General features: G+C 56.2%; 19 protein-coding genes. 18 read left to right on the top strand and 1 reads right to left on the bottom strand.

Annotation, left to right across the window (positions count from 1 at the left end):
- Positions 1 to 80: 80 nt before the first annotated feature.
- Genes art_RS05970 through art_RS05940 form a run of 7 tightly spaced genes read left to right on the top strand, consistent with a single transcriptional unit; the run spans position 81 to position 7,851 of the window.
- Entirely contained in the window at positions 81 to 1,643 is a 1,563-nt protein-coding gene (locus art_RS05970) for a sodium:solute symporter family protein (RefSeq protein ID WP_038463160.1), read from the top strand.
- Complete coding sequence (locus tag art_RS21540) at positions 1,640 to 2,947, top strand: AGE family epimerase/isomerase (protein WP_082000130.1); 1,308 nt, start codon at positions 1,640 to 1,642, stop codon at positions 2,945 to 2,947. The genes art_RS05970 and art_RS21540 overlap by 4 nt, the downstream gene beginning before the upstream one ends.
- On the top strand, positions 2,947 to 3,696 hold the full coding sequence (locus art_RS05960) for a 6-phosphogluconolactonase (RefSeq protein ID WP_038463158.1): 750 nt from the start codon (positions 2,947 to 2,949) through the stop codon (positions 3,694 to 3,696). The genes art_RS21540 and art_RS05960 overlap by 1 nt, the downstream gene beginning before the upstream one ends.
- The gene (locus tag art_RS05955; RefSeq protein ID WP_052136052.1) at positions 3,693 to 4,457 is read left to right on the top strand and encodes a sugar isomerase domain-containing protein; all 765 of its coding nucleotides are present in this window, start codon (positions 3,693 to 3,695) and stop codon (positions 4,455 to 4,457) included. The genes art_RS05960 and art_RS05955 overlap by 4 nt, the downstream gene beginning before the upstream one ends.
- Positions 4,458 to 4,498: 41 nt before the next feature.
- A complete protein-coding gene (locus art_RS05950) occupies positions 4,499 to 5,602 on the top strand; it encodes an N-acetylglucosamine-6-phosphate deacetylase (RefSeq protein ID WP_157875169.1) in 1,104 nt (367 codons plus the stop codon).
- Positions 5,603 to 5,605: 3 nt separating this feature from the next.
- Positions 5,606 to 6,880 carry an alkaline ceramidase gene (locus tag art_RS22140; RefSeq protein ID WP_157875168.1) on the top strand — a complete coding sequence of 425 codons (1,275 nt, stop codon included), beginning with the start codon at positions 5,606 to 5,608 and terminating at the stop codon, positions 6,878 to 6,880.
- Entirely contained in the window at positions 6,877 to 7,851 is a 975-nt protein-coding gene (locus art_RS05940) for a LacI family DNA-binding transcriptional regulator (RefSeq protein ID WP_038463155.1), read from the top strand. Before art_RS22140 ends, art_RS05940 begins: the two co-directional genes overlap by 4 nt.
- Before the next feature lie 509 nt (positions 7,852 to 8,360).
- Here art_RS05940 and art_RS05935 read toward each other — a convergent pair.
- A complete protein-coding gene (locus art_RS05935; protein ID WP_038463153.1) occupies positions 8,361 to 8,816 on the bottom strand; it encodes a DUF3515 family protein in 456 nt (151 codons plus the stop codon).
- 98 nt (positions 8,817 to 8,914) lie between these two features.
- On the opposite strand from art_RS05935, the gene art_RS05930 reads away from it, so the two are divergent.
- The 11 genes from art_RS05930 to art_RS22130 all read left to right on the top strand — a co-directional run bounded on the left by art_RS05930 (position 8,915) and on the right by art_RS22130 (position 23,999).
- Positions 8,915 to 9,943 (top strand): LCP family protein, encoded by a 1,029-nt coding sequence (locus tag art_RS05930; RefSeq protein ID WP_038468948.1) that lies wholly within the window; start codon positions 8,915 to 8,917, stop codon positions 9,941 to 9,943.
- 82 nt (positions 9,944 to 10,025) lie between these two features.
- Entirely contained in the window at positions 10,026 to 10,724 is a 699-nt protein-coding gene (locus tag art_RS05925) for a hypothetical protein (protein WP_157875167.1), read from the top strand.
- Positions 10,699 to 12,000 (top strand): glycosyltransferase family 4 protein, encoded by a 1,302-nt coding sequence (locus tag art_RS05920; protein ID WP_253901493.1) that lies wholly within the window; start codon positions 10,699 to 10,701, stop codon positions 11,998 to 12,000. Before art_RS05925 ends, art_RS05920 begins: the two co-directional genes overlap by 26 nt.
- Positions 12,000 to 13,760 carry a glycosyltransferase family 4 protein gene (locus art_RS05915; protein ID WP_253901492.1) on the top strand — a complete coding sequence of 587 codons (1,761 nt, stop codon included), beginning with the start codon at positions 12,000 to 12,002 and terminating at the stop codon, positions 13,758 to 13,760. The genes art_RS05920 and art_RS05915 overlap by 1 nt, the downstream gene beginning before the upstream one ends.
- Complete coding sequence (locus art_RS05910) at positions 13,753 to 14,640, top strand: ABC transporter permease (protein ID WP_038468943.1); 888 nt, start codon at positions 13,753 to 13,755, stop codon at positions 14,638 to 14,640. The genes art_RS05915 and art_RS05910 overlap by 8 nt, the downstream gene beginning before the upstream one ends.
- 34 nt (positions 14,641 to 14,674) lie before the next feature.
- A complete protein-coding gene (locus tag art_RS05905) occupies positions 14,675 to 15,523 on the top strand; it encodes an ABC transporter ATP-binding protein (RefSeq protein WP_253901491.1) in 849 nt (282 codons plus the stop codon).
- The gene (locus tag art_RS05900; protein WP_038463147.1) at positions 15,523 to 17,424 is read left to right on the top strand and encodes a glycosyltransferase; all 1,902 of its coding nucleotides are present in this window, start codon (positions 15,523 to 15,525) and stop codon (positions 17,422 to 17,424) included. The genes art_RS05905 and art_RS05900 overlap by 1 nt, the downstream gene beginning before the upstream one ends.
- A complete protein-coding gene (gene wecC / locus art_RS05895) occupies positions 17,405 to 18,706 on the top strand; it encodes a UDP-N-acetyl-D-mannosamine dehydrogenase (RefSeq protein WP_052136049.1) in 1,302 nt (433 codons plus the stop codon). The genes art_RS05900 and wecC overlap by 20 nt, the downstream gene beginning before the upstream one ends.
- Before the next feature lie 8 nt (positions 18,707 to 18,714).
- Positions 18,715 to 21,870: a CDP-glycerol glycerophosphotransferase family protein gene (locus art_RS05890; protein WP_038463145.1), complete on the top strand. Its 3,156-nt coding sequence runs from the start codon at positions 18,715 to 18,717 to the stop codon at positions 21,868 to 21,870.
- Between the two features lie 451 nt (positions 21,871 to 22,321).
- Positions 22,322 to 23,386: an XcbB/CpsF family capsular polysaccharide biosynthesis protein gene (locus art_RS22135; protein WP_157875165.1), complete on the top strand. Its 1,065-nt coding sequence runs from the start codon at positions 22,322 to 22,324 to the stop codon at positions 23,384 to 23,386.
- Between the two features lie 445 nt (positions 23,387 to 23,831).
- Positions 23,832 to 23,999 (top strand): hypothetical protein, encoded by a 168-nt coding sequence (locus art_RS22130; protein WP_157875164.1) that lies wholly within the window; start codon positions 23,832 to 23,834, stop codon positions 23,997 to 23,999.
- Positions 24,000 to 24,878: the final 879 nt, after the last annotated feature.

Genomic DNA, 24,878 nt, shown 5'->3' with positions numbered 1-24,878 from the left:
CCATTGCAATGCAAACGTTTGCATGAAAATCTACTTACCGCATGACCTAGATCACTCGCAGAGTACTAAGGAGAGAAAATATGCATTCGCTTGACTGGATTGTTCTATCTGGTTATTTCCTCGTCATGGTCGGGATCGGCTGGTGGGCAAAACGCAGAGTTCACAACGCGGCCGACTTCTTCACTGCCGGCGGCAAGATGCCTTGGTGGCTAGCCGGTATTTCTCATCACATGTCTGGTTACTCGGCGGCCGTCTTTGTCGGCTACGCGGCTCTGGCTTACACGATAGGATTCGCGGTTTATGTTTGGTGGGCTATAAGTATCACTATTGCCTGCATCGTCGGATCGATCTTCTTTGCGCCTCGTTGGCCCCGCCTGAGGCAACGGCTGGGGATCATTTCCCCCCTCGAATTTCTAACGACAAGGTACAACCTCCCAGCCCAGCAGGTTCTTGCTTGGTCTGGCACAGCATTAAAGGTGTTCGACGTTGCGGCAAAGTGGGCCGCAAGCGCTATCTTGCTTAACGTTTTCGCTGGTGTGTCCTTGATGCTAGGTATTTTGCTCGTAGGTGGAGTAACGATGATTTACTCGACCATCGGGGGCCTGTGGGCAGACGTCCTAACTGATTTCGGTCAGTTCCTCATTCAGCTTGTCGCTGCAATCGCACTGCTTGTTGCAACGATGGCCAATCTGGGCGGGATCTCATCCATTTTCGGGATTTGGGAGCAGCTGCCGCCGTCGCACTCTGAACCATTCGCAGGAAGCCTTACACTTGGCTTCTTCTTGGCCTACTGCCTCATCAGCACAGTCTCATACAATGGAGGTACTTGGAACCTAGCCCAGCGCTTCATAGCTGCTCCCACGGGTTCATCTGCACGAAAATCAATCTTGCTTTCCGGCGGCCTTTACCTGATTTGGCCCCTGGTACTGTTCTTCCCGATGTGGGCTGCTCCTTTGATTCTCCCCGGGCTGGCGCAACCAGATCAGTCGTACGCATTGATAGCTCAAGAGCTACTCCCTGCAGGTCTCATTGGTCTTGTCCTGGCAGGCATGTTCTCCCATACGATGGCCATGACTTCTTCGGATGCCAACGCTATTTCGGCAGTCATCACGCGCGATATTATCCCTGCCTTGCGCCGAGCTAAGGCACCGCTCACTTCGAAAACTGAACTCTATGTGGGGCGCCTGTCAACCTTTCTTTTTATCGGTCTCTCAATGGCCATTGCCCTCTCGGCGGACTCTTTCGGTGGAGTCTTGGGCCTGCTAATCCTCTGGTTTGGTGCGCTAGTCGGGCCCATCGCCATCCCGATGCTTCTTGGAATGCTGCGCCCCTTCCGCAGATGCGGGCCATCTGCTGCCCTGTTTTCCTGGGCCGCGGGACTGATCGTCTTTGCTGTGATGAAGTATGTACTCGCTGATCAGGTCGCATCATTTGGTGACAACGCGTCTGCGGTTTCAGTGGCAGCACCAATCTTGGCTTCCATCGTTGTTTTCTGTCTGATGGGGGTCATTCGACCGTGGAGGAACGAGGAATCGGACGCGCTCATTGAAGCTATCAATGTCGACTTGGAAGAAGTCCACTCGACGCTAGATGCTGATGATGCAGGTGCCAGCGAAGGTAAACCCACTGGTGTGCGAGCATGATGGCACTTCGATCAAATTCCGCAGTTCCGCGACCGGGGCGCGCTGTCCCTCGACAATTGCTGGAGAACGAGATACTCCCTTGGTGGGAGCAATATGGAGCTGACGACAGAGTTGGAGGAGTTCTTACATGCTTCTCCAACAGCGGTGAGCTGCAAAGTACGGATAAATACACGTGGTCACAGGGCCGCTGGGCATGGCTATGTGCTGAGGTTGCTCAGGACTGTTCATTGGGCCTAATCGATGGCGACAGCGAATTATGGTCACGCCGGGCCATCCAAACCGCTCAATTTCTCCTAAGTCATGCAGTCCTCGACGATGGCCATACGGCGTTTCGACTCACTAGAGATGGAGCAGTATTACCGTCAGGAACTGACGGTGAACTATCAGTCAGCGTCTTTGCTGATCTGTTCGCCGCCTTGGGGCTGGCAGGGGCAGCACGCCTCTCAACCTGTCCGCCGGATCTACGGCAACTTTGTGAGGACGCTGCAGATACAATTCTGGAAAGTGCCGCGCGACGCATCAGCGATGGTAGCGCCCTTTCTGAGCCCTATCCTGTTCCAAGCGGTTTTACGGACATGGCGAGCCCGATGACCCTACTTCACGTCGGCTCCGAAGCGTCACGACTGCGTGGTTCAGAGGTCAGCGTACGGGTCTTCACCCAAGCGCTCACCAGCCTAACGCAGAGAGATACAACGTTGTCCATGTGGTCGAGAGACCGCTGGTGGGAGTTCAGGCCCGATAATGAGGCCGACGCCGATACCTTACTCGCACGCCATAAGACACCAGGACACCTTTTGGAATGCTTATGGATGGCCATCCATGCAGCAGATGCCGCGGAACATCTGATTACGCTTCCCCGGTGGATTCCCGACCTCGCCATTCGCGCCCTTGAAATAGGTTGGGACTCGCGCAACGGTGGCCTATTTCGCTATGTGGATCAAGATGGTGGTGAGCCAAAGGGGCGGCTGTTGAGCGGTGACCGCTACGAGTCGTTGGTCCAATCCACATGGGACACCAAATTGTGGTGGGTGCACGTCGAAGCTATGTATGCGACAGCACTGCTTGCTGAGCGCTTTGACCGCGCTGACCTTGCCATGTGGAATCGCAAGATCACTGAATACACGCTCTCTACATTTCCCGACTCCACAGGGAAGGAATGGATCCATGTCCGGGATCGAGAGGGCCAACCGCTTGACCGCGTGGTGGCCCTACCTGTGAAAGATCCTTTCCACATTGCACGCTCGCTCTTGTTTCTCAACCGCCTGGAGAATAAAGTCTCCCCCTTCTCAGATGGAATCCTCTAATGAATGAAACAGCCAAACAAGCCCTTGTTATCAAGACGTACTCCGATCGGGTTGCACTTGGAAGCGCCGCTGGGGCGCATGCCGCTGACATGATCGTCAGCGCCCTCAAAAACAAACCGGTGGTGCGTGTAATGTTTGCCGCAGCACCGAGTCAAGAAGCGACGCTGACTACTTTGATATCCACTCGCGGCATTGATTGGTCGAGAGTGGACTGCTTCCACATGGACGACTACCTGGGACTTCCCGCTGAGGCCCCACAAGGCTTCGGGAATTGGTTGAACCGTGTGGTTTTCGCAAGTGTCACTCCGCGCAATTTTTATCGCATTGATCCGGCAAATGATCCTTATGCGGAAGCAGGACGATATGGTTTGCAAATGGGTAGCGAACCATTCGACCTAGTATTGTGTGGTCTAGGCGTCAACGGTCACCTGGCATTTAATGACCCACCGGCCGATTTTTCAGATCTCCAAGCAGCACGCATGATCGAGCTGGACGCCGTGTCTCGCCAACAACAAGTATCTGAAGGGCACTTCCCTAGCATTGAGGACGTCCCAACCTATGCGATCACGGCTACTATCCCCCGTCTGCTGAATTCCGAGTGCATGATCGCTTCTGTTCCTGGCCAAGCCAAACGATCAGCCGTTGCGGACACGCTTGACCAACCGATCAGTGGAGCACACCCGGGAACTGCACTTCGACTGCACGGCAACAGCTACATCTACCTAGATACGGAGTCTGATCCGCGATGAACCGAACCGAAATTCTAGGGGCAACTTACCTAGCCGAGGTCATCACACTTCTTCGGAGCATCCATGAGGAAGAAGCCGGAGGTGTCTTGGAAGCATCCATCATTCTGGCAGACCAGATCGGCGACGATCGGCTCGTTCATGTCTATGGGCCTGGCGGACATTCCAATCTAGCTAGTCAGGAGGTGTTCTTCCGTGCAGGTGGGCTAATGCACGTCTCAGCGATCCTGGACGAGGGAACCATGCTTGCCGGGGGAGCGCTGCGTTCGATGGCTATGGAACGCACTCCGGGGTATGGCCGCATCGTCATAGAGAATGCTGGGATTGGGTCTGATGATGTGCTGATACTCGTTAATGCTTACGGAATTAACGCCGCACTCATCGACGCTGCACTCATCGCTCGCGAACGAGGCGCGAAGACGATTGGCTTCTCGTCGCGGCGCCACGCGAATGGTACCTCCGCCAACCATCCTGCCCGGCATCCGACAAAAGCCAACTTGCATGACCTCGTCGACGTGCACATTGACACGAAGGTCCCAATCGGTGATGCGGTGATCGAAGTGCCGGATGTTGCCGAAAAAGTCGGTGCCGTGTCGACGTTCACCAACGCGTTCGCCCTTAACTGGCTTATGCAATGCACCATTGTCGAACTCGCAGCGCGTGGGATTGATCCGCCGCTCTGGCGTTCGGGTAACGCCCCTGGTGGCGATGAAGCCAATAATCGCTTTATCTCGCGATTCAAGGGGCGGGTGCACTCACTATGACGGCTGGGTCAATCCAAGGGCGACACGCGGGGAGCGGGGACGTGCTCACAATTACCTATGACACTGAAAGAATCCTTGCCATCAATCGCAGCCGCGATCCAGCGAATGACGTCCCGATTTTGTCGGCTGGGTTGATTGATGCGCAGGTAAATGGATTTCGAGGCCACGACGTCAACGCTGCCGATGGAACTAGTGGGACTATCCAGGAGATTACTGCCGAACTCGCCAAAGTTGGTGTGACTACTTGGGTTCCGACAATCATCACCGCGAGCGAAAATTCCATCTTGGCAGCACTTGGTCGCATTGAACAGGCCCGGAAGGCTGACGTCGTTGTTGCGAATGCCATCCCAAGCGTTCACATTGAGGGCCCGTTCATCTCTGACCAGGACGGACCGAGAGGCGTGCATGACGCCGACCAGATTCGTCCGATAGACAGTGTGGAAGTGAGCCGATGGCAGTCCGTGGGAGCAAGAATCGGTGTGGTCACTGTTTCTCCACACGCTGCAGACGCTGTTGATCAGATTGCGAAACTCTGCTCGCTCGGAATTACGGTTGCCATCGGCCACACCCATGCCACCCCGGAACAAATTATTGCTGCCGTGGATGCGGGAGCCACACTATCCACACACCTCGGAAATGGTATCGAATCATATATTCGACGACATCCGAACCCGATCTGGACTCAACTTGCTGACGACCGTTTGACTTGCGGGCTCATCGCTGACGGACATCACTTACCTGGCGATACTCTCGAAGTCATGTTGAGGGCGAAAGGCCCCGATAAGGCATTTCTCGTGTCTGACGCCACAGCGTTGGCCGGACATCCGCCGGGACTTTACGAAACAGCAGTCGGTGGGGTTGTTGACCTGAACGCCGAGGGGCGGCTCTCTTACGTAGGGACAGACTTTTTGGCAGGTGCTGCGGCAAGTCTTGCCGACGGATTACGTAACGTGCTTCAGGTCACAACAGCAGGCCTGCCGCAAGCGCTGCGACTTGTGACCGAGAATCCAGCCCGAATTATCCCCGGTGCACGACCAGGACTCGGCCGACTTCGGGTGGGGGCCCCATCCGACTTTGTTCTGCTAACTGAAAACGGTGAAGTTCTCAAGGTCGTTCAATCTGGGAAAAATGTGAGCAGGGCATAGCGTATGAAAACAGTAAACGACGCTCATTGGATTCTAGTTGGCGCATCTGTGGAGGAGGTTTCCGTACCGTCAGGAACGCCCATGGCTGGATATGCTGCGCGCGTTGGCCCCAGCAGTGGTGTCCACGACCCATTAACGGTGCGAGCTATCGTGATTGAGGGTGTTTGCTGGATCACCATGGACGTATGCGGGTTGGATGAAAAGACGTGTTCTGACATCCGTGAGGCGGTTCCACTTCCCGCTGATCACGTGGTTGTCAGTGCAACCCATACGCATTCCGGTCCGTGCTCGATGCCGGACCGGCTCGGGAATGCTGATAGTCGATTTCTCGCTGCCCTCTGCAGGGCTGCGCTCAAGGCATTTGCAGCAGCTCTGAGCGATCGCACATTATGCACTGTTTCGTATGAATCGTTTAGGGGCCTCCGAATTGCACAAAATCGGCGTCATCCACAGGACGATATCGATCCGGAGTTACAAGTCGTAGTCTTCACCTCTCGAAGCGGTTCTGTTGTGGCGTGGTTGATGCAATTTCCCTGTCACCCCGTCGTCCTTGGCGCCGATAACCACCTCATCAGTGGTGATTATCCGGCATACACCCGCATTGCCCTCGAACAGGCGGAGCCAGGCTCAATAGCGCTGTTTCTCACCGGGGCTGCTGGCGATGTTAACACCGGGCACACCGCCGAAAGCTCCTATACGCAGAACAGCTCACCCACTCGCACATTCCACGAGGCCGAGAGGATAGGACGGACCCTCGCCGCTACTGGCATGGCTGCACGGGAGTCTCCACGGCTGGCGAGGTCGGGCCTACGTGTGCTTACAGCTGAGGTACACCTTGAGCTCGAGGTGCTTGACGTTAAGACTCCTGTCGAACTCGCTGGCCAGTGGGAACAGCAAACACATAACCAACCACCTGGCGAACGTGCGCTCCTGCGAATCTGGTCCGACTGGGCTCACGCACAGAATACTAGTGCGGAGATGACCTGGACCGGCACGATAACTGTGATGGCATTGGCAGGTATCCTGCTTGTTGCTTTGCCTGGAGAGCCCTTTCTGGCAGGCGCAGAGAAAATTAAGGGTGCCTTCGAGATACCTGTGATCGTGGCGGGTTACAGTAATGGCTGTCCTGGATATTTCCCCACCGACACAGAATACGAATTTGGAGGGTACGAGGTTATGGATGCACATCGCTACTATGGCATGCCCGCCCCATTCAAACGAGGGAGCCTTGAGATTCTCGTAGAGTCCGCCATCCGAATTGGACAGCTAGTTCTATGAGAAATGTCCCGACAATTGTTCAATTGGCGAAACGTCTCGGTGTAGCCCCATCCACAGTCTCGCGTGCTTACACGAACCCCGGACTGCTTCGAACGGAGACTGTTCAGCGGGTAATGGCTGCGGCTGCAGAACTTGGGTATGTTCCAAATAACCATGCACGCGCACTGATTACCGGGAAATCTGGCGTTATCGGACTTATCGTGCCAGACATCGCGAATCCATTCTTCCCGCCGATCATACGACACGCACAACTTGCTGCTGAAGAATTAGGACTGTCTGTCTTCATCGCCGATACAGATGGCGACGCAGATCGCGAAGTCACCATGATCGGCAGGCTGTCGCCTCAAGTGGACGGCCTTATCATCGCGGCTTCTCGCCTACCGGAAAAAAGCCTAACAACGATCGCGCAACGAATGCCAACCGTCTTGATCAATCGGGATGTTGACAAGATTTCTCGTGTGCTTGTAAGCGCCACTGAGGCACTAGCGGAGGGAATCAATCACTTTGTGCGCGGAGGCCACACCAGGATCGCATACGTCGAGGGTCCACCGAAGTCGTGGTCTAACATGCAGCGGCTTACCAGCGTCACTCAAGCCATGAATAGTCATGGGCTTGACGGCATTTTTTTGCAGGCTCCCGCTGGAACCTTCACTGACGGCGTTGACGCCAGCGCCATGGTCGTTGAGTCTGGGGCAACTGCAGTCATTGCATTCGACGACGTGATTGCACATGGACTGATGTCCGGCTTCCGGGAACGGGGACTGCGAATTCCTGACGACATTTGCATCCTCGGATGTGATGACACCTTAGCCATTACAACCTTTCCTTCTTTGTCCAGCATTACGCTCGACTTGGCGAAAGCAGGAAGAATAGCTGTCGAGGCCTTGCGTAATACCCAGCCAAAGAGGGGCGTCATCGAAAAGCGTATTGAGCTTGAGGGCAATCTCGTGCTCAGAGGGACGACCGGTTGACTACCTGGAAATCGTAACTTTGTGCCTCAAGTGCCTCGTCAGAACGGCGTTGGCCCGGCTCGAGACTCAGGTGCGGCCATGGCAAAGGAAAGATTGTCTTGCAACGAAAGTCCGAGCGGTTGAACCTGGCTCGCGAGGTTATGCCGCCGGCGTCGAGTATCGTTGTCGGGAATCGGGACCAGGTAGCAACCTCGAGCTGCACCACTAACTTGCAGCAGCTGAGCACGGCTTAAACCTGAATTCCGTAGCCGGCCGCGGCCGGGACCCATTCTTGTTGTGCCCTGTCAATGCTGGGCCACACACGGCACCGGTAGTCTTGAATGACATTGGTACACATAAAGTCGCTGTCCTGTTTTTATGACTTTCCGAGTTACTCATAAGAATCACGCGATTTCTTATGAGTAACCAATCAGTCAGGAGGCTTGCTGTTGAGCGGCGCCGCCTTCAATTCGGAGGAAGGCCCTACTTTTCAGCGTCAACATGCTCTTCACACCGCGGCTGAGGCCAGATCACAAGCATGCCCTGGAGGCCGGAATCTTCGACGCAGCGGCTGAGATCTCAGTCAGGGCGGTATCGGAAGGGATCTTGTTCGTGGACAGGATCAGCTCGGTGGCCGGGTCGCGCCCGTAGGTGGTGAACGTCCACGAGTCGTCGTTTTCCTTCGTGACCCAGTCAACGCCGTTGATCGTCACGCACTTGTCAGTCGTAGGCGGGGGAACGGTTACACCGCAGCGCAGGACCGCGACGGACGGATCGCCCCAGGCTGCGGTGGCCTGGCTCGAGGTGGTGCGGCGCTTGGCGTCGGCCAAGGAATCGGGCAGGGCGACCATCATGGGCGCGCAGGCCGGGTTGTTGGCATCGGCGGCTGCATCAATTGACACCGACGGGGCGCAAGCGGTCAAAACGAGGAGGGCGGAGGCCGCAAAAGGCACAGCAATCCGCCAGGAACGAGAAATCAAAGGCATGTGTAGAAGCCTATCCGGTGAAGCTGGGAACCACCGCGCCGGACGGTGCTCAGCTCAACGCCAGCAACCACCCAGAAAACCGTGAAACCATGGAGCCCATGACTGATCTCCTTGATGCAGCCCCGCCCGAGCCTGAAACGAAACCCAAAAAGAAGAAGACAACCAGAAACGTCCTCTTCTTTTTCCTCGGCATCGTCGTCATCGCAGCCCTCGTCGGCACGGCTTTCGTGGCAAAGCTCGCCAATGACTTCAACAGCCAGACGCAGAAGATCACCAACGTCTTCCCCAAGGAAGAATCCCGCCCGGCCCCAGCAGTAAACGGCGCCAAGAACATCCTGCTCCTCGGCAGCGACAGCCGCGGCGACGCTGTGGACATGGCCGAACAAGGCGCGGCCTCGGATCAGCGCTCCGACACCATGATGTGGGTCCACATTCCCGCCGACCGCAAGAACATCACCATGATGTCCATCATGCGCGACACTTGGGTGGACATCCCCGGCCATGGTGAGGCCAAGATCAACGCCGCCATGGCATTCGGCGGAGTGCCCCTCGTCGTCGAGACGCTGGAGGGCCTGTTCAAGAACCGAATCGACCACGTCGCCATCGTCGACTTTGAGGGATTCAAGGCCATCACCGATTCCCTGGGCGGCGTCACGGTCCCCGTCACCGTGCCGTTCACCACAAGTACGCACACCTTTAACGCCGGCCCGCAACTCATGAACGGTGACGAAGCTCTCGCCTTTGTGCGTGAGCGCTACGCCTTCACCGACGGCGACTACCAACGGGTGCGCAATCAGCAACTCTTCCTTAAGGCAGTCATGGGCACCGTCCTGACCCCTGCAACACTCACCAACCCCGCCAAGATCAGCGATCTTGTCGGCAACGTTTCCCCCTACATTTCGGTGGACAAGAGCCTCGACGCCGGCACCTTAGGTGCGCTGGCGCTGAGCCTGCGCGACGTTCGCTCCTCCAATGTGATCTCTTTCACCCTGCCCAATCTTGGTACCGGGACAAGCGCTGACGGTCAGTCAATTGTTGTCAAGGACGACGCCGCGGTGCTGGGTATTTCCGAGGCCCTCACCAACGATTCGCTCGTGTCATACCTCGCCGCGAACGGGCTTGGCTGACGCCAGCTTCCCGGGGGCGGCTCCGGAAATATGCGATAATGACGTGTTTGGACTTATCGGTTTGCTTGTAGCAGACCCGTGATTGTCCAGCACTCGTGCTTCCCGCGGCTTCTTCGTGGCCGGGGTGATTGTGAATGAAGGGGAAAACTTGGGGCTTATGCTCACCCGCAGGTGGCCTGCCGCTGCCTTGGCCGCTGTCCTTTTGGCTGCCATATGGGGACTGCTTCTCGCCGGACCCGTCTTGGCCGACGATCTTCCCGTGGACCAGGACGTCGTCCAGACCGAAGCACCCGTTGATCCGCTGCCCGCTCCCGAACCCGAAGCGCCCCCAGCGGACGTGCCGCCCGCTCCCGAAGTGGCCCCCGAGCCTATCTACGTGGAGCCAGCCCCCGTGATTGAGGCCCCCATTGTTGAAGCGCCTCCGGTTCCCGAAGTGGCCCCTGAACCTGTCTACGTGGAGCCAGCCCCTGTGATTGAGGCCCCGGTTGAAGAAGTGGTTCCTGAGGTCGTGCCGGAACCCGTGCCCGAAACACCTGCACCTGAAGTAACCGAGGCGCCAGCACCCAGTCCCACCACGGTCGTTCCCGAGGTTGAGGCGGACCTGACAAAGACAGCAGGCACCACCGGCGTCCCAGAAGGCAGCCCGTTCTACATGCAACTCATCATGATCGTGGTGCTGCTGGTCCTGGGTGTCGGATACTTCAAACTCATGAGCCATTCCAGCCGCCGCACCCCCACGGCAAAGCCTGCAACCGATGAGAATCAGCCTTCAGATGCGTAGGAAACCCAGCGCCCAAAAAGGCGCCAGATCCGGGGCGCCTGCCCAGGAGGGCGATTCGTCAGTCAAACCTCTGCGGATCATGCTCATGATCCACTCGTACTGGCCTGAGAGCAGCCCGCCGCAGCGACGCTGGACCACCCTGATCCGAGAATTCCGCAAGTCCGGCTGGGATGTTGACGTTGTCACCCCTGTCGCGCATTTCCCTGTCGGCAAACGCACCCTGCCGGCAAACCTCGCGGGCCGGCCGTTCCGCGGCCAAAATGGTCCGCTGGGGGAGCGCATCAAACGCGTCCCCTACATTCCTCACAGCGGCCACTCCCATGCGGCGCGGCTCATGGACCAGCTGCTCTCGGCCGCCATGTCCGTCCCCGCCGGTTTGATGTGGCGCAAAGCCGACGTCGTCATTGTCACGGCGCCGAGCCTGCCGATCATGGTCGCTGGCTATATCGTGGCCAAGCTGCGCCACGTACCGCTGATCGTCGAGATGCGCGACGCCTGGCCTGATTTGGCACGCGATGCCCGCATCGTGAAGGGCAGCGTCAAAAGCCTCGTGGAGCGTGTGGTCGAGGCCATCCAGCTGCGAGCCGACATGGTTGTCTCCGTCACGGAAGGCTTCGCCGAAACCCTCCGCGCCCGCGGCGTGGAACACGTTGTGACGGTCAGCAACGGCCTGGACCTGGACTCTGTGCCCGTTTTCGAACCTCCGGCTCTTCAACGCGACATCTTTGAAGCCCTGTACTTGGGCAACCATGGCGAAAGTCAGCGCCTGGATGTTGTCATCCGTGCAAGTGCACTCGTCGGCGATTCTATGCTGCTGCACATGGTGGGCCACGGAACTCAACGCCCGGGCCTGATGGAATTGGCGCATGAGCTTAACGCACCCGTCGTCTTCCATGACTCTCTGCACGGCAAAGACGTCCTGGACCGCTACGAGAAGGCCGATACGTGCATTGTTTCCCTGCGCGATGACTGGAAGTCCTTCGACGCCACCGTCCCGTCCAAGACCTACGAGGTCATGTCCATTGGCCGGCACGTGACTGCGGTCGTACGTGGCGAGGCTGCACGCATCGTCAAGGAAGCCGACTGTGGCGACGTCGTGTCCTGGAATGCAGAGGCCATTGCTGAGCTGTGGCGTGAGCTGGCCGCGGACAGGTCGCGCCTCCACGCCGGGACAACCGGCCGCGACTGGGTGCGCAAGAACGCCAATTACCCCATGCTGGCCACGCAATACATGGACTCCATTGCGGCAATTGTCCATGAAAGGAGTGCTCTCTAGTGGGGTTGTTGAAAAACCTCTCGCTGGCGGCGTCAACTGCACTCAGGCACGTTTCCGATGATCCCGTCGTCCTCGTCCTGCAGCTTTCCAGGCGCTTGCCGGCCAAGATCGTCCAGCCTGTCGCTAAAACTGTCTGCAAGGCGCTACCCACTTCGGTTGCCCCGGCGGCCCTCATCGCGGCCTTTGTGGCCGGTGACAGCATCGGTCTGGAGCGCCGCTTTGAAAAGGCCCGTATTGACGGGCTTGCCGGCAACCGTGCCCGCCTCGCAGCAGACATCGCCCTCGCTGCCGGCCAGCCCGAGTGGGCTGACAAGTTCCTGCCCGCAGCTGTTGGCAGCACCCGCCTGCCTGCCACGGTGGCCCGCCGTAGATGGTACGACGGCGACATGGCCGGTGCCGTTGCTTCCCTCGCGTCCCAGAAGGGCAGCATGGGCAAGCACCACGACCGGCTTGCGGGAGAGACGCGGACATTCTCCGGCTGGAACCCCTCGCTGCCCACGATTCACATGGTGCCAGTGCCTGGGCGTGTATTGCACTTTCTGACTAATTCGCTTCCCCACACGGCCAGTGGCTACGCCCAGCGCAGCCACTCCATCATGACGGCACAGCGCGACGCTGGTTGGGATGTTCTGGCCGTGACCCGCCTGGGATACCCGGTTCAGGTGGGCAAGGTCTTTGCTGCTGAGCAGGACGTTGTGGATGGAATTACTTATCAGCGGCTCTTGCTCTCACGCATGGCGGCCACGGCCGATGCCAGGATGCAGCAGGAAGCCAAGGAATTGCTGCGCGTGGCGTTGGAATTTCGCCCTGAGGTGTTGCACACCACCACTCACTTTGCCAACGGCCTCGTCGTCGGTGCTGTCGCAAAGGCGCTTGGCATCCCGTGGGTGTATGAAGTCCGCGGCCAGTTGGCCGACACTTGGGCATCAACACGGAGTGATGGGGCAAAGGAGAGCCAGCGCTACGTTCAGTTCCAGGCACGCGAAGCCGCCGTCATGGACGCAGCAGATGCTGTGTTTACGCTGGGTTACACCATGAAGGACAGCATCATTGCCGCTGGAATTCCCGCAGAGAAGATCCTGCTGGCGCCCAATGCGGTAGGCGGGGAGTTCTTGGGAACGCCCAGAAGCCATGCCGAGGCCCGGACAGCACTCGGGCTGGACCCGGCGCTGAACTACATTGGCACCGTTAGCTCCTTGGTGGATTACGAAGGCATGGACCACTTGGTGGAAGCCTTCGCCATTTTGTCGCCGCAATTCCCCAAATTGCGGCTGTTGATTGTGGGAAGCGGCACATCGGCTCCGTCACTGCAGGACCAGGCAAAGCGTTTGGGGCTTGGGAGTAAGGCTATTTTTACCGGCCGCGTTCCCCGCGAATCCACCCCGATTTACCATGCGGCACTTGATATTTTTGTGGTCCCCCGCAAAGATCTGGCCGTCACGCGGGCTGTGACACCACTCAAACCCGTGGAGGCTTTGGCCAGCGCCCGCCCGGTCGTGGCAAGCAACTTGCCCGCGCTCCGTGAGATCATTGAGGGCAACGTTAACGGCAGGCTGAGTGCGGCGGATGATCCGGCGGACTTGGCCAGGGTTTTGTCTGAGCTGTTATCGGATCAGGATTTGAGAGAAAACCTGGGTACGGCCGGTCGTAGCCGTGTTTTGGAAACCCGTACCTGGGCGGCAAATGCTGCCATCTACAGCGCGGCGTACAAGAAAGTGGTTGAGTTGTCGTTGGAAAGCCCGAGTGGAACGCATGACTGAAGCTGCAACGCAGCTGCCCCAGCCTGCTGCGGTCCATGACGTCCCTGTTGACCTGACAAAGCTGAAAAGGGTCGGGGCCCGCCCCAAGTTTCTGGACTACCTTGTCCAGCTTTGGGACTTCCGCCAGTTCATCTACTACGACGCCCGCGCCCGCGTCCAAAGTGGCACCCGCCGCGACAAGCTCGGCAGCGCCTGGCTAATTCTGAACCCCATATTCAACGGCCTTACCTACTTCCTCGTGTTCGGTCTGCTGCTCAACACCAGCAAGGGGATTCCCAACTTTATCGGCTACCTGGTCATCGGCGTCTTCATGTTCCAAATCAGCTCAGGCGCCATCATGAGCGGCGCCCGCTCCATGCAGCAAAACAAGTCACTCGTTCAAGGTTTCAGTTTCCCTCGGGCAGCCCTGCCCATCGGGGTGAATTTGCGCGAATTCCTTTCGCATATTCCCATGATCATTGCCATGCTGCTCATTGTCCTGGTCATCCCGCCGGCGGAACCGATCACCTGGCGCTGGCTGCTGCTGCTGCCCGTTCTAGTCCTGCAGTTTGCGTTCAACCTTGGGGTGGGATTGATCCTGGCCCGTATCATTTCCCGCGTCAACGATGTTACTCACCTGCTGCCGTTCATGCTGAGACTGCTCATGTACTTGTCCGCCATCTTTTATTCTGTGGACCGTTTTGCGAGCCAGCCAATGATTCTGAAACTGATGCAGATGAACCCCATGTTCATCATCATCGACATCACCCATGACGCTGTGCTGTACGGGGTTACTCCTGCCTTGAGTTCCTGGGCCATGCTCACAGCCTGGGCAACAGTCACACTCGTCTTCGGCATCATCTTCTTCTGGAAGGCGGAGGAGTCTTATGTCCGGGGTTAATTATCTGTATGGAATACCGGAAGAACCTTGTATCGTGGCCGAAAAGGTCGCCATGAGGTACCGGGTCATTTCCACAGAAGTCCAAGCCAAGCGTCCCAACATCGGCGGGAAGGTCCTGCAGCGTTTCAAACCCAGGCCGAATACCGTCACCGTCAATGCCCTCAACGAATTGTCTCTGGTGGTCCGTCGAGGTGAATCCGTTGGCGTCATTGGCCGCAATGGATCCGGTAAGAGCACGTTGATGAAACTGGTCAGCGGCCAGGTTCGTCCCACCAGCGGAGCTATCCACGCCTCCAGCACGCCCATCATGCTTGGTGTCAATGCGGCCCTGGTTCCGGAGCTTTCCGGGGATCAGAACGTCATCCTCGGTGGGCTCGCTATGGGCCTGACACGGGATGAAATCGACGATCGATTCGATGAGATCGTGGAAGTCTCCGGGCTGGAAAAATCCATCCACTTGCCCATGAAGTCGTACTCTTCAGGCATGGGGGCGCGTCTGCGCTTTGCCATTGCCGCCTGCGGCAACCCGGAAATCCTTCTGGTTGACGAGGCACTGAATACCGGTGACGCTCAGTTTGCTGCCCGCAGCAAGCGTCGCATGGACGAATTGCGGGAATCGGCCGGCTGCGTCTTGCTTGTCAGTCACAGCCTGACGACCATCAAGGACATGACCGGCCGTGTTGTGTGGCTGGACAAAGGCGATCTCATCATGGATGGCGATCCAAAGGTGGTCACCAAAAAGTACATGGAGTTCACCAAGCTGCTGGCCAAGGGCAACAACAACTCGGCCTTTGCCCTGCTGGCGGAACTGCGCACCTCACTGGAAATGTCGAACATTGTCAGCCCGACTGCGTCGGGCCGTCGGGCTGCGGGGAAGCGCTGATGTACACAGTCGAAGAAGCAAAAACGGCGCTGTGGCATTTGCGCTCCGGTGGCCCTGACCAACTAAAGGAATGGCAAGCCCGACGCCGTGTGGACCTCGGCTTCGCCGCACCCACTAGTGTCCAGGGCGTTGAAGCTGGCTGGGTGGGACGTGGCAAGAAGCGGCACTTGTCGTTCACCCCTGCGGACCTGCCTGCAGGAGCAGCACGTCGCTCAGATCTGAAGGTCGGCGTCATCCTTGACGACTTCTCGGCCATGGCCTTCCGCTTCGAATGGAACGCCGTCGCACTGGACCCGGCCACCTGGTCAAAACAGCTTGACGGCTTGGACCTGGTCTTCATTGAATCCGCATGGGCTGGCAACGAGAGGCTGTGGCGCGGCAAAATCGCCAGCGACACCGGTCCGTCACAACAATTCAAGGCCCTTCTTGCAGCCTGCAAGGCGCAGGGAATTCCCAGCGTCTTTTGGAACAAGGAAGACCCGCCGCATTACGACGATTTCCTGCCGGCAGCCCGGCTCTTTGACGTGGTTTTCACTTCGGATGAAGGCCGGATCGAAAGCTACCGCGCCGATCTCGGCCATGACCGCATCGATGTGCTGCCCTTTGCAGCCCAGCCGGCGGTCCACAACCCCGTCCGCCCGGCTAAGGGCTGGCACAAGCGCGATGCTGCCTTTGGTGGCATGTACTTTGCCCACAAGTATCCCGAACGCCGCGAACAGATGGACATTCTGCTCAACGGTGTCATGGATGCTTCCAAGAAGATGGAGACCGGGCTGGAAATCTTTTCCCGGCAGCTCGGTGGCAGCCCTGACTACCAGTTCCCGGCTCCGCTTGATTCTCGCGTGGTCGGATCGCTGACGTACCCCCAAATGCTCTCAGCGTACAAGGCCTACAAGGTCTTCCTCAACGTGAATTCCGTCGTGGATTCCGCGAGCATGTGTGCCCGCCGGATCTTTGAGATCTCCGCAGCGGGTACACCTGTGATCACCACACCCAGCGCAGCAATCCGCAACTTCTTTACGGAGGATGAGGTTCCCATTGCGGAAACTCGGGAGTCCGCGGCCAACTTGAGCCGGGCACTGGTGAAAAATGCCGAGCTGAATGACAGGACTGCACACCTGGCCCAGCGCCGCATTTGGCAGGAACACACCTATGCCCACCGTGTGGAAACGGTTCTCGGACAGGCCTTGCCTGACCGCACCTCAGGAATGCAGCGTCCCACTGCCTCGGCCTTGGTCCCGACGATCCGCCCGCAGCAGATTGAGAACGTGTTCCGTACCGTGGCTGCACAGAACGGCATAAGCACCCAGCTGGTGCTGCTGACCCATGGCTTTGAACTCGAAATGGACCAGCTGCACCGTTTGCAGGAACGGTATGGTCTGACTGATGTTGCCTTGCTGACGGCCAGTCGCGATGTCTCGCTGGGGGAGTGCCTGAATCGCTGTGTAGCTGCGGCTGATGGTGACGTTCTCGCCAAGATGGATGACGATGACCATTACGGCAGAGAGTATCTCTCGGACCAGATCTTTGCCCTCGACTACTCCGGGGCGCAGGTTGTAGGAAAGCAAGCGCATTACATGAATCTTCAGTCCTCGAAGGCAACAATCCTGCGCTTTGGACATAAAGAGCATAGGTACACTGACTTCGTCATGGGGCCCACCATTGTGGCAGCCAAGGAGACTTTCATTGCCAACCCGTTCCCAGCCCTCGGACTAGGAGAAGACACAGGGTTCCTGCGCAATGCTGGACAATCCGGGATGCAGATTTACTCTGCGGACCGTTTCAATTTTTACCAGGTGCGTGCTGGCGACGGCCACACCTGGCAAGTGGAAGACGCCGAACTACTCGCATCCGGCGACCTAAAATTCTATGGGGATCCCAATGAACACACCGACATTTGAATCAGCAAAAGAAGCCGGCATCGAGACTGTTGCCGTCATCGGCCTTGGCTACATTGGCTTGCCCACTGCAGCCATCCTGGCCGGAAATGGCGTCAAGGTCATCGGCGTGGACGTCTCCTCGGCGACCGTCGATGCGGTCAACCGCGGAGAGGTGCCGTTCGTTGAACCCGATCTTGGGACGAACGTAGCGGGTGCTGTCGCTCAGGGATTCCTGCGCGCACAGAAGGAAACTCCTCAGGCTGACGCTTTTATCGTCGCTGTTCCTACACCGTTCCTGGCGGACAAGACTGCGGATCTCAGCTACATCGAGGATGCCGCCCGGGCTATTGCACCGCAGCTGCGCGGAGGCGAACTCATTATCCTTGAATCCACGTCGCCGCCCCAGACTACGGCGCACATGGCCCAGGTAGTCCTGGACGCACGCCCGGACCTGAGCCTTGACGGCTCAAAGGGCCGTCCGGTCATTCTGTTCGCCCACTGCCCCGAGCGCGTCCTCCCCGGTCGGGTCATGATCGAGCTCGTAACCAACGACAGAATAGTCGGTGGGTTGAACCCCGGTGCTGCCGCCGCCGCCACGGCACTCTACAAGGTGTTCTGCTTGGGTGAAATCCTCGAAACGGATGCAACCACGGCTGAGCTTTCCAAACTTGTCGAGAATGCCTACCGCGATGTCAATATCGCTTTCGCCAACGAACTTTCGGTCGTTAGCAAGAACCTTGGAGTTGACGTCTGGGAACTCATTGAGCTGGCCAATCACCATCCCCGTGTAAATATTCTCCAGCCCGGCCCCGGCGTCGGTGGACACTGCATCGCAGTTGATCCATGGTTCATTGTGGCCGCCGATCCCGAGAACGCCCGCCTCATCCGCACCGCGCGTGAGGTCAACGATTCGAAACCCCAGTGTGTGGTTGAGCAGATCCTCGAGCCTCTGAAGGGCAACACAGCGCCGACAATTGCCGCCCTAGGGTTGGCGTTCAAGCCGAACATTGATGACATGCGGGAATCGCCGGCTGTGGACATCGTACACAAGCTCGCCACTCAGCGTCCCGAAGCCAAGATCCTCGTCGTAACACCTCATTCAAAGGTTCTGCCGAAAAAACTGGAAGGCTTCACGAACATCGCGTTGGTGTCCGCGGAAGACGCCATTGCTTCAGCAGACGTTGTCGCTCTGCTGGTAGATCATGACAAATTCCGTGAAATCGATACAGCGACTCTGGCAGGCAAGCATGTGGTGGACACGCGTGGGTTCTGGCGTACAAACGTGGCAGGCCAAGCCCGCTAAGGCGAATCATGTCGACGCTACGCAATGTGGCAGCAAAAGTTCTGCCTCAAAAGTACAAGGACAAGCTGCGCCATGCGGTTCACCCTGCTCAACGTTTGGGCATAGCCAGGATGTTGGGCAAGGGGGAACCTAACGTAGGCCTGCTCAGCGTTGTCATCCCCGTCTACAACGTGGCTCAATACGTAGCCGAGTGCCTGACAAGTGTAATTTCACAAAGTTACTCGAATCTGCAAATCATCGTCGTTGACGACGGATCCACCGATGAATCCATGCAGATAGTGGCCGAATTTGCCAAGTACGACAAGCGAATTTCCATCATCAACCTGGAAAATGGTGGAAACGGCCGGGCCCGGAACATTGGCATTTCTGCGGCTAAGGGGGAGTACCTCACCTTCGCGGACTCCGATGACGTTGTTGCGCATGGTGCGTATTCCCTGATGATGGCCACCATTAGCCAGTCGCATTCAGACTTTGTTGTTGGTTCTTACGCACGGATCATTGGAAATAAGCTCCAGAAAACTAAAGCCTCATCCCATATGCATGCCGATAAACGGGTAGGCATCTGCATCGATGAGTTCCCTGACATTTTGGATGATGTCTTCTTTTGGAACAAGGTTTTCAGGAAGAGTTTTTGGGACACCAAAGTCGCTCCTATTCCTGAAGGCGTCCTTTATGAAGACCAAGAAACTACGGCCCGGGCCTTTATTCGCGCAACATCATTCGATGTCCTAGAGGAAGTTGTTTATTTCTGGCGACAGCGAAGTGACGGAAGCTCCATTACCCAGGGGAAAAGATCGCAAAAGGATCTAGACGACCGGATGTTGGTTGCCCACCACGTCAGCTCGTTGCTGGCATCGGAGTCCTCACAACGTGTCCTCCATACGTGGTTTGCCAGATTGCTTGGTAGTGATCTGGTTCCCTACTACGAGCAGGTTCCGTATACGAATGACTTATACTGGTCTGCACTACATCAAGGGACGAAATCCCTTTCAAAAGTAATTGCTGATAACTTCGATAGCGTTGAGCACCTAAACCTTAGAGTAGACCCACATGCCCGTGTATTGCTGCGGTTTGCAACAGCTGGAATGAAGGTTGAATTAGAGCAGGTCATCGTCGATCGGATGGAAAGCGGTAGAGGTTTCCAGATTGATGTTAGGGACGGGCTCTTCTATGCGACCCCCAGCTATGCGAGAGTCTTTCCCGAGTACGCCAACTCCAACTCGCTTCAATGTGACGCATCCCTTCTTCAAATCGATACAAAGCTGGCTGTCACAGGATGGGCAGACAATGGCGATCTGATGTTGTCTGGCTATGGATTCGTCAGAGGACTCTCCGATGAGTCCGTCGAGGTGGCTGTACGTGTTGGAATAGGAGCCGAAGACTGGCAAGAGTTGCGCCTGAAACGGACAACCGATGACCACTTGGACGCGAGAGTGAATGACGCATTTGCTTCACACCGCAGTTCGACATTTACGGTCAGGGTTCCAGCTGCAGTGCTGGCATCTGTTGATGATGGAATGCTTCGCGCGACAGTTTCATTGACTGTAGTTGGACATACGTCGGACTTAGCGCATGCGCTTCAGGTGCCCACCAGATCTCTGATGCGATATGGATCCACTCCGCAAGTCTGCGACTTCGCAGTGCTCAACGACTCAGAAGAGCTCTCAGTTGACATTGATTGGGGCGGAGGTCGTCCCGCATTTGAGCTTTACCTTGCCACCCAACAGCGTCGGCTTGTTCCGGTGCAAATCACGAACCTCGGCGAGAACACTGTTAGATACGTATTCCGCCTAGCTGAAGTGGTCTGGGGACGAACGGTTTACTCACCACCACCGGGCGCTTACACGCTGCGCTTCCACGCAAACGCTGGGTCTGCGGCAACGTCGAAAGGCAGGACCCTAGGGGTTGCAGAGGAGTTGTCGTGGAAGCTCCCCTTGGAGTTCCAGATGACTCACTGCCATGTACAGGCTTGGAGGACTCGGTCAGGAAACTTGGCTGTCACATTGGGGGCTCCACTTGGTATAGATGAAAGGGGAAAATTCTGGCAAAGGAGTCTGCAACACGTTTTTTCCTCCGAGCCCGCAGAACTACAGGAACACTTTGTGTTTGAAAGCTTCGGTGGCAAATCGTGCACAGACAGCCCTAAAGCGCTTTCTGATGAGCTGTATTCACGGAACCATGATGCAATTATCTACTGGTCGATCGATGACTTTTCTGTCAGTTACCCGGATTACGCAAGGCCACTCGTTCGAGGCACTAGAAAATGGTTTGAGAAGGTTTCAACTGCAAAGTACCTAATAAACAACAACAATTTTCCGTTCTATTTTAGAAAGTCGATCGGACAATTCTATCTTCAAACATGGCACGGGACTCCCATGAAGAAGATTGGATTAGACGCTCCAACACGCTATATCTCCCCGTCCTATCGACAATTGATGGAGCGCGAGGCTAGCTACTGGGACCTCTTGTTGGCGCAGAATGACTTCTCTCGGGAAGTTCTGCCCCAAGCTTTTGGATATTCAGGCCGAGTCTTAACTGCAGGATATCCTCGCAATGACACGTTGGCCAGCCAAGTGTCAAACGAGAAAGCACGGGAAGTGAGAGGGCTCCTCGGGATTAGAGAAGACCAGACCGCTATTCTATATGCCCCTACTTGGCGGGATACGGCCAAGAATTCTGGCGGAGTGCATCAATGGGTTGGCCACATTGATTTTGACCAAGCATTCAGATCACTTGGTGAAAAAACGGTATTCCTCATGCGTGGGCACCATAATGTATTGGGTGGAAGGGTGTCAAAATTTGGTGACAATGTAATTGACGTGAGCGGATATCCAGAGATTAATGATCTTATTCTGGCTTCTGATGCATTAGTGACAGATTACTCATCTATAGTGTTTGATTATTCGCTGACCGGAAGAAATATATATTTTCTTGTGACAGACATAAATGAGTATGAAAATGACATGCGAGGGCTGTACCTGTCACATGCTGATCTGGGTCTGGGCGGACTATTCAACAATGGGTCCGACTTAATTAAATTCCTGGCAAAAGTAGTCAAGTCCGCTCAACAGATAAATATTTCCGGCAAGAAATTCACGGCATATGATGACGGATCTGCTTCGGTTCGTGTATTAGAGTCAATTGCTGAAATAAACTCCGGATAAACCTCAGTCCACAAGTAGGGGTAACCAATAGCCAAGCATCGGTGGGAATCGGTTGGTTACATTAGCGGTTAGCATGAACGCATAACTAGATCAACAGATTTGGGAGGAGTCTCTGGTTGCTCAGATTCCCTAGCGAAGGCGGATATATCCAGCGTCTTTCCTTTGATGCAACGTTTGTTTCTTTGTGGTCCTGTGGGCGGCTAACAGCGAAAGGAACCGCTTTTGGCCTACTCTTGGCCGGCCAAAATTCGTCGACGCTGTATTGAGGTGAGAAGATGGCTTGCGGCTAAGTATTGCGTCCACACGGCGGCGCTCGTATGACTGTCCCAGTGTCTCGCAACGTCAGTCAGAACGCACATACTGTCTGAACCGGTACTGAATTTATTGGCGAACAGACTAGATGCAGCCATTAACAGAATATAATATCCCATTTACGAAAGAGGCACGCTGCATGTACAAAATTAATAGCACGGGCAAAGTGCTTTACATGTCACCATCTGACGGCCCGCAAGTGATGGATGCTTTTATCAGTTCGGCAATCTCTCCCGATTTTATTCATTTATCGCACGACGCCAAGTATGACAAGCGTTTGAATATAATCGAAATTAGCCGCATGGACTCGTCTGTTAGAGAGCTCCTGGCCGGCTTGGCTAACAGAGGCTTCTATGTTTACATGTTCTCAGACGGTGTCTCTAGGTTGGTGCAACACACACAGCTTGGGAATTTGTGGAATCCGGTTAAACACGGAACTTTTGAAATGGACAAGAATGGAGTTGTCTACACACTTCAGGCGCCACAAGTTGCTACGGATTCCCCAAAATTGCTTGTTGTATTTTCATCGATTCACGAAACCATGTATACGGCAAGTTTGATGAGATATTTTACGCAAAATTTTGCATCAATTCAAAAGTACGTAGCACCAGAAACTATTGTGCTACGGATTGCAGATGTTGGAGGAATAATTGGCAGTTTTTATTTGAATAATAAATATGATCCAAATAACGCCAATAGCATTCAGTCCCTAATATCCAGTATTGTTGCCAAGTATAGTATCAAGCATGAAAGTGTGGTCCTATACGGAGGATCGAAGGGTGCCACGGGGGCGCTCTATCACGGCCTAGTTGGCCAGTACGGGGTTGTGGCCGTCGAGCCTATTGTGAATGATGAGCACTATTATGCAACTTATGATGATTTGCATTTCACAAAAAACACATGCTTTGATCGCAAAAAGGAAACCGAGTTTCTTTCCGTTATTGACGCCTTTAGAAAACGGGTTGAACCTTGTGATAGAACGAGGATTGCTATTGTCTATTCCCAAAGGTCGCCTCAAAGGACCTACATTGAAAAGCATGCTATTGTCCCATTAGCCCAGTATATTAGGGTGTATAATTCTGAGCATCCGAACATAAAAGATCATCCTGACGTTGCTCGCAACGCTATCCCTATCACTTTGGCAAGCATTAACACTCTATTGTATAATTTGAGTTTAGATGTTGGTTCGCAGACTATCATATAGCGACGGGGTACCCAGTGAATGCTTTTCATTTTGGGGCCCACCGTATTGTCGATGAGGCAGCCGCGACGAAACGGGATGCTCGTACTTGACGGCAACCCTCAGGGTTGTCGGGAGCCACGATTTTGGCTCTTTCCAGTAGGTGAGTGATGGGCATCGGATTCTTTGGTGATGCACACCACTTTGGGTGACGATGGTGCCACCGTGATCGGGGTTCGTTGGCGGCGTCATCGTGACGCCCAAGTCTCTCATTCTGGTTGGCGCTTAATGCTTGCCGCGGCCATGTCGTCTAGGCGAATCTGTCCGGCCGTCCGGTGATGATATGACTTGTCCGTTGCGGGTGGTCAGAGTTCAAGACGAGGTGGCCCTTTCCCAAAGCGCGCATGCTAGACAAGAGCCACTGGAAAGAGTGTTTGGCAGACGAGCAGGACCGGGCACGATGATGATCGTGGGCAGTCCCGAGCGGGATGAGGCGGCGTTGCTGGGTGGGGAATTCCCAGCCCCGGCTGTTCGAGGCAGCTGCGCCCCCACGGGCACGCTCGCACCCGCAGCGTGTGAGGAATGGGCCATGCGTGAGCTGACGGTGCGGTCACGGCGTGCCGGCTGCACCGGTTGAGGGCGTACCCAGGTGTTGTTGCCGCCGGTGCTGACTGTCCGCCGAGCCGATACCCTCGAGGTAATCGGTACCGCACTGGCAGCCAAGGCCTCCGGCATCGGGTACCGCACGATCGCAGCCCACATGTGCCGGCCCCGTCTCGACTGTGCGCCGCTGGCTGCGACGCGTGCCGGAAACCCACAACCACTGGCTGTACAAGCGGGCAGTGGAGCACGTATTCCGCCTTGCCTCTGGCATCATGATCTGCCCTAAGTGTGTTTCGGCGGGTGTCAAGGACCGGCCATTTGAGTGTAAAGATTCTTACCAGTGTGGCAGCAAATCATGGCAAGTATTGGGGCTCGAAATCAAGCGCTCCAAAGAAGTCCGGCCGACGGGCACTGCGGGTGGTTGGACATGCGTGGGGCGCCTGGGCCCTGCCTCCCGTCTTGCCCCGCCAGCCAAGGAGTGCAGCAATTGTTCAAGGCCGTGCCTAAGAACATGGAACACGTGCCCCCTCCCCAATCTCATCGTCGGAACCATCGTCACGTCTGCCGGCCAAAGATGCTGCCGAACTGGCCTGAAAGTACTGCTGACGTAGCAGGAATCTTATCGCTGTCCCACCACCAAGCAGTGGCCGAGAATGTTCGGTTGGAGTCTGAACATCTTGTCGGAGCCGCACCGGTCTGGCAGAATCGCGTGGACCCCGAGCAGCCGCCTGGGCCGTGATCGGCCACAACATCACACGAGATATCCTGCTGACCCCTCCGCTGCTCACATGAAAATGTCATGAGGGTTCGCTCTGCTGTGCCCAGCAACCGGCGTCACCAGGACGACTAGGTAAAATGGCGGTTCACCTTACCGGCAGCCACGACGACCACCGCTTCACGATGGCGACCAAAC

Source organism: Arthrobacter sp. PAMC 25486 (assembly GCF_000785535.1).
In the GTDB taxonomy this organism is placed as follows: Bacteria; Actinomycetota; Actinomycetes; order Actinomycetales; family Micrococcaceae; genus Specibacter.
Note: the sequence above shows the minus strand (reverse complement) of the source record. Positions and strands in the feature narration are given on the sequence as shown.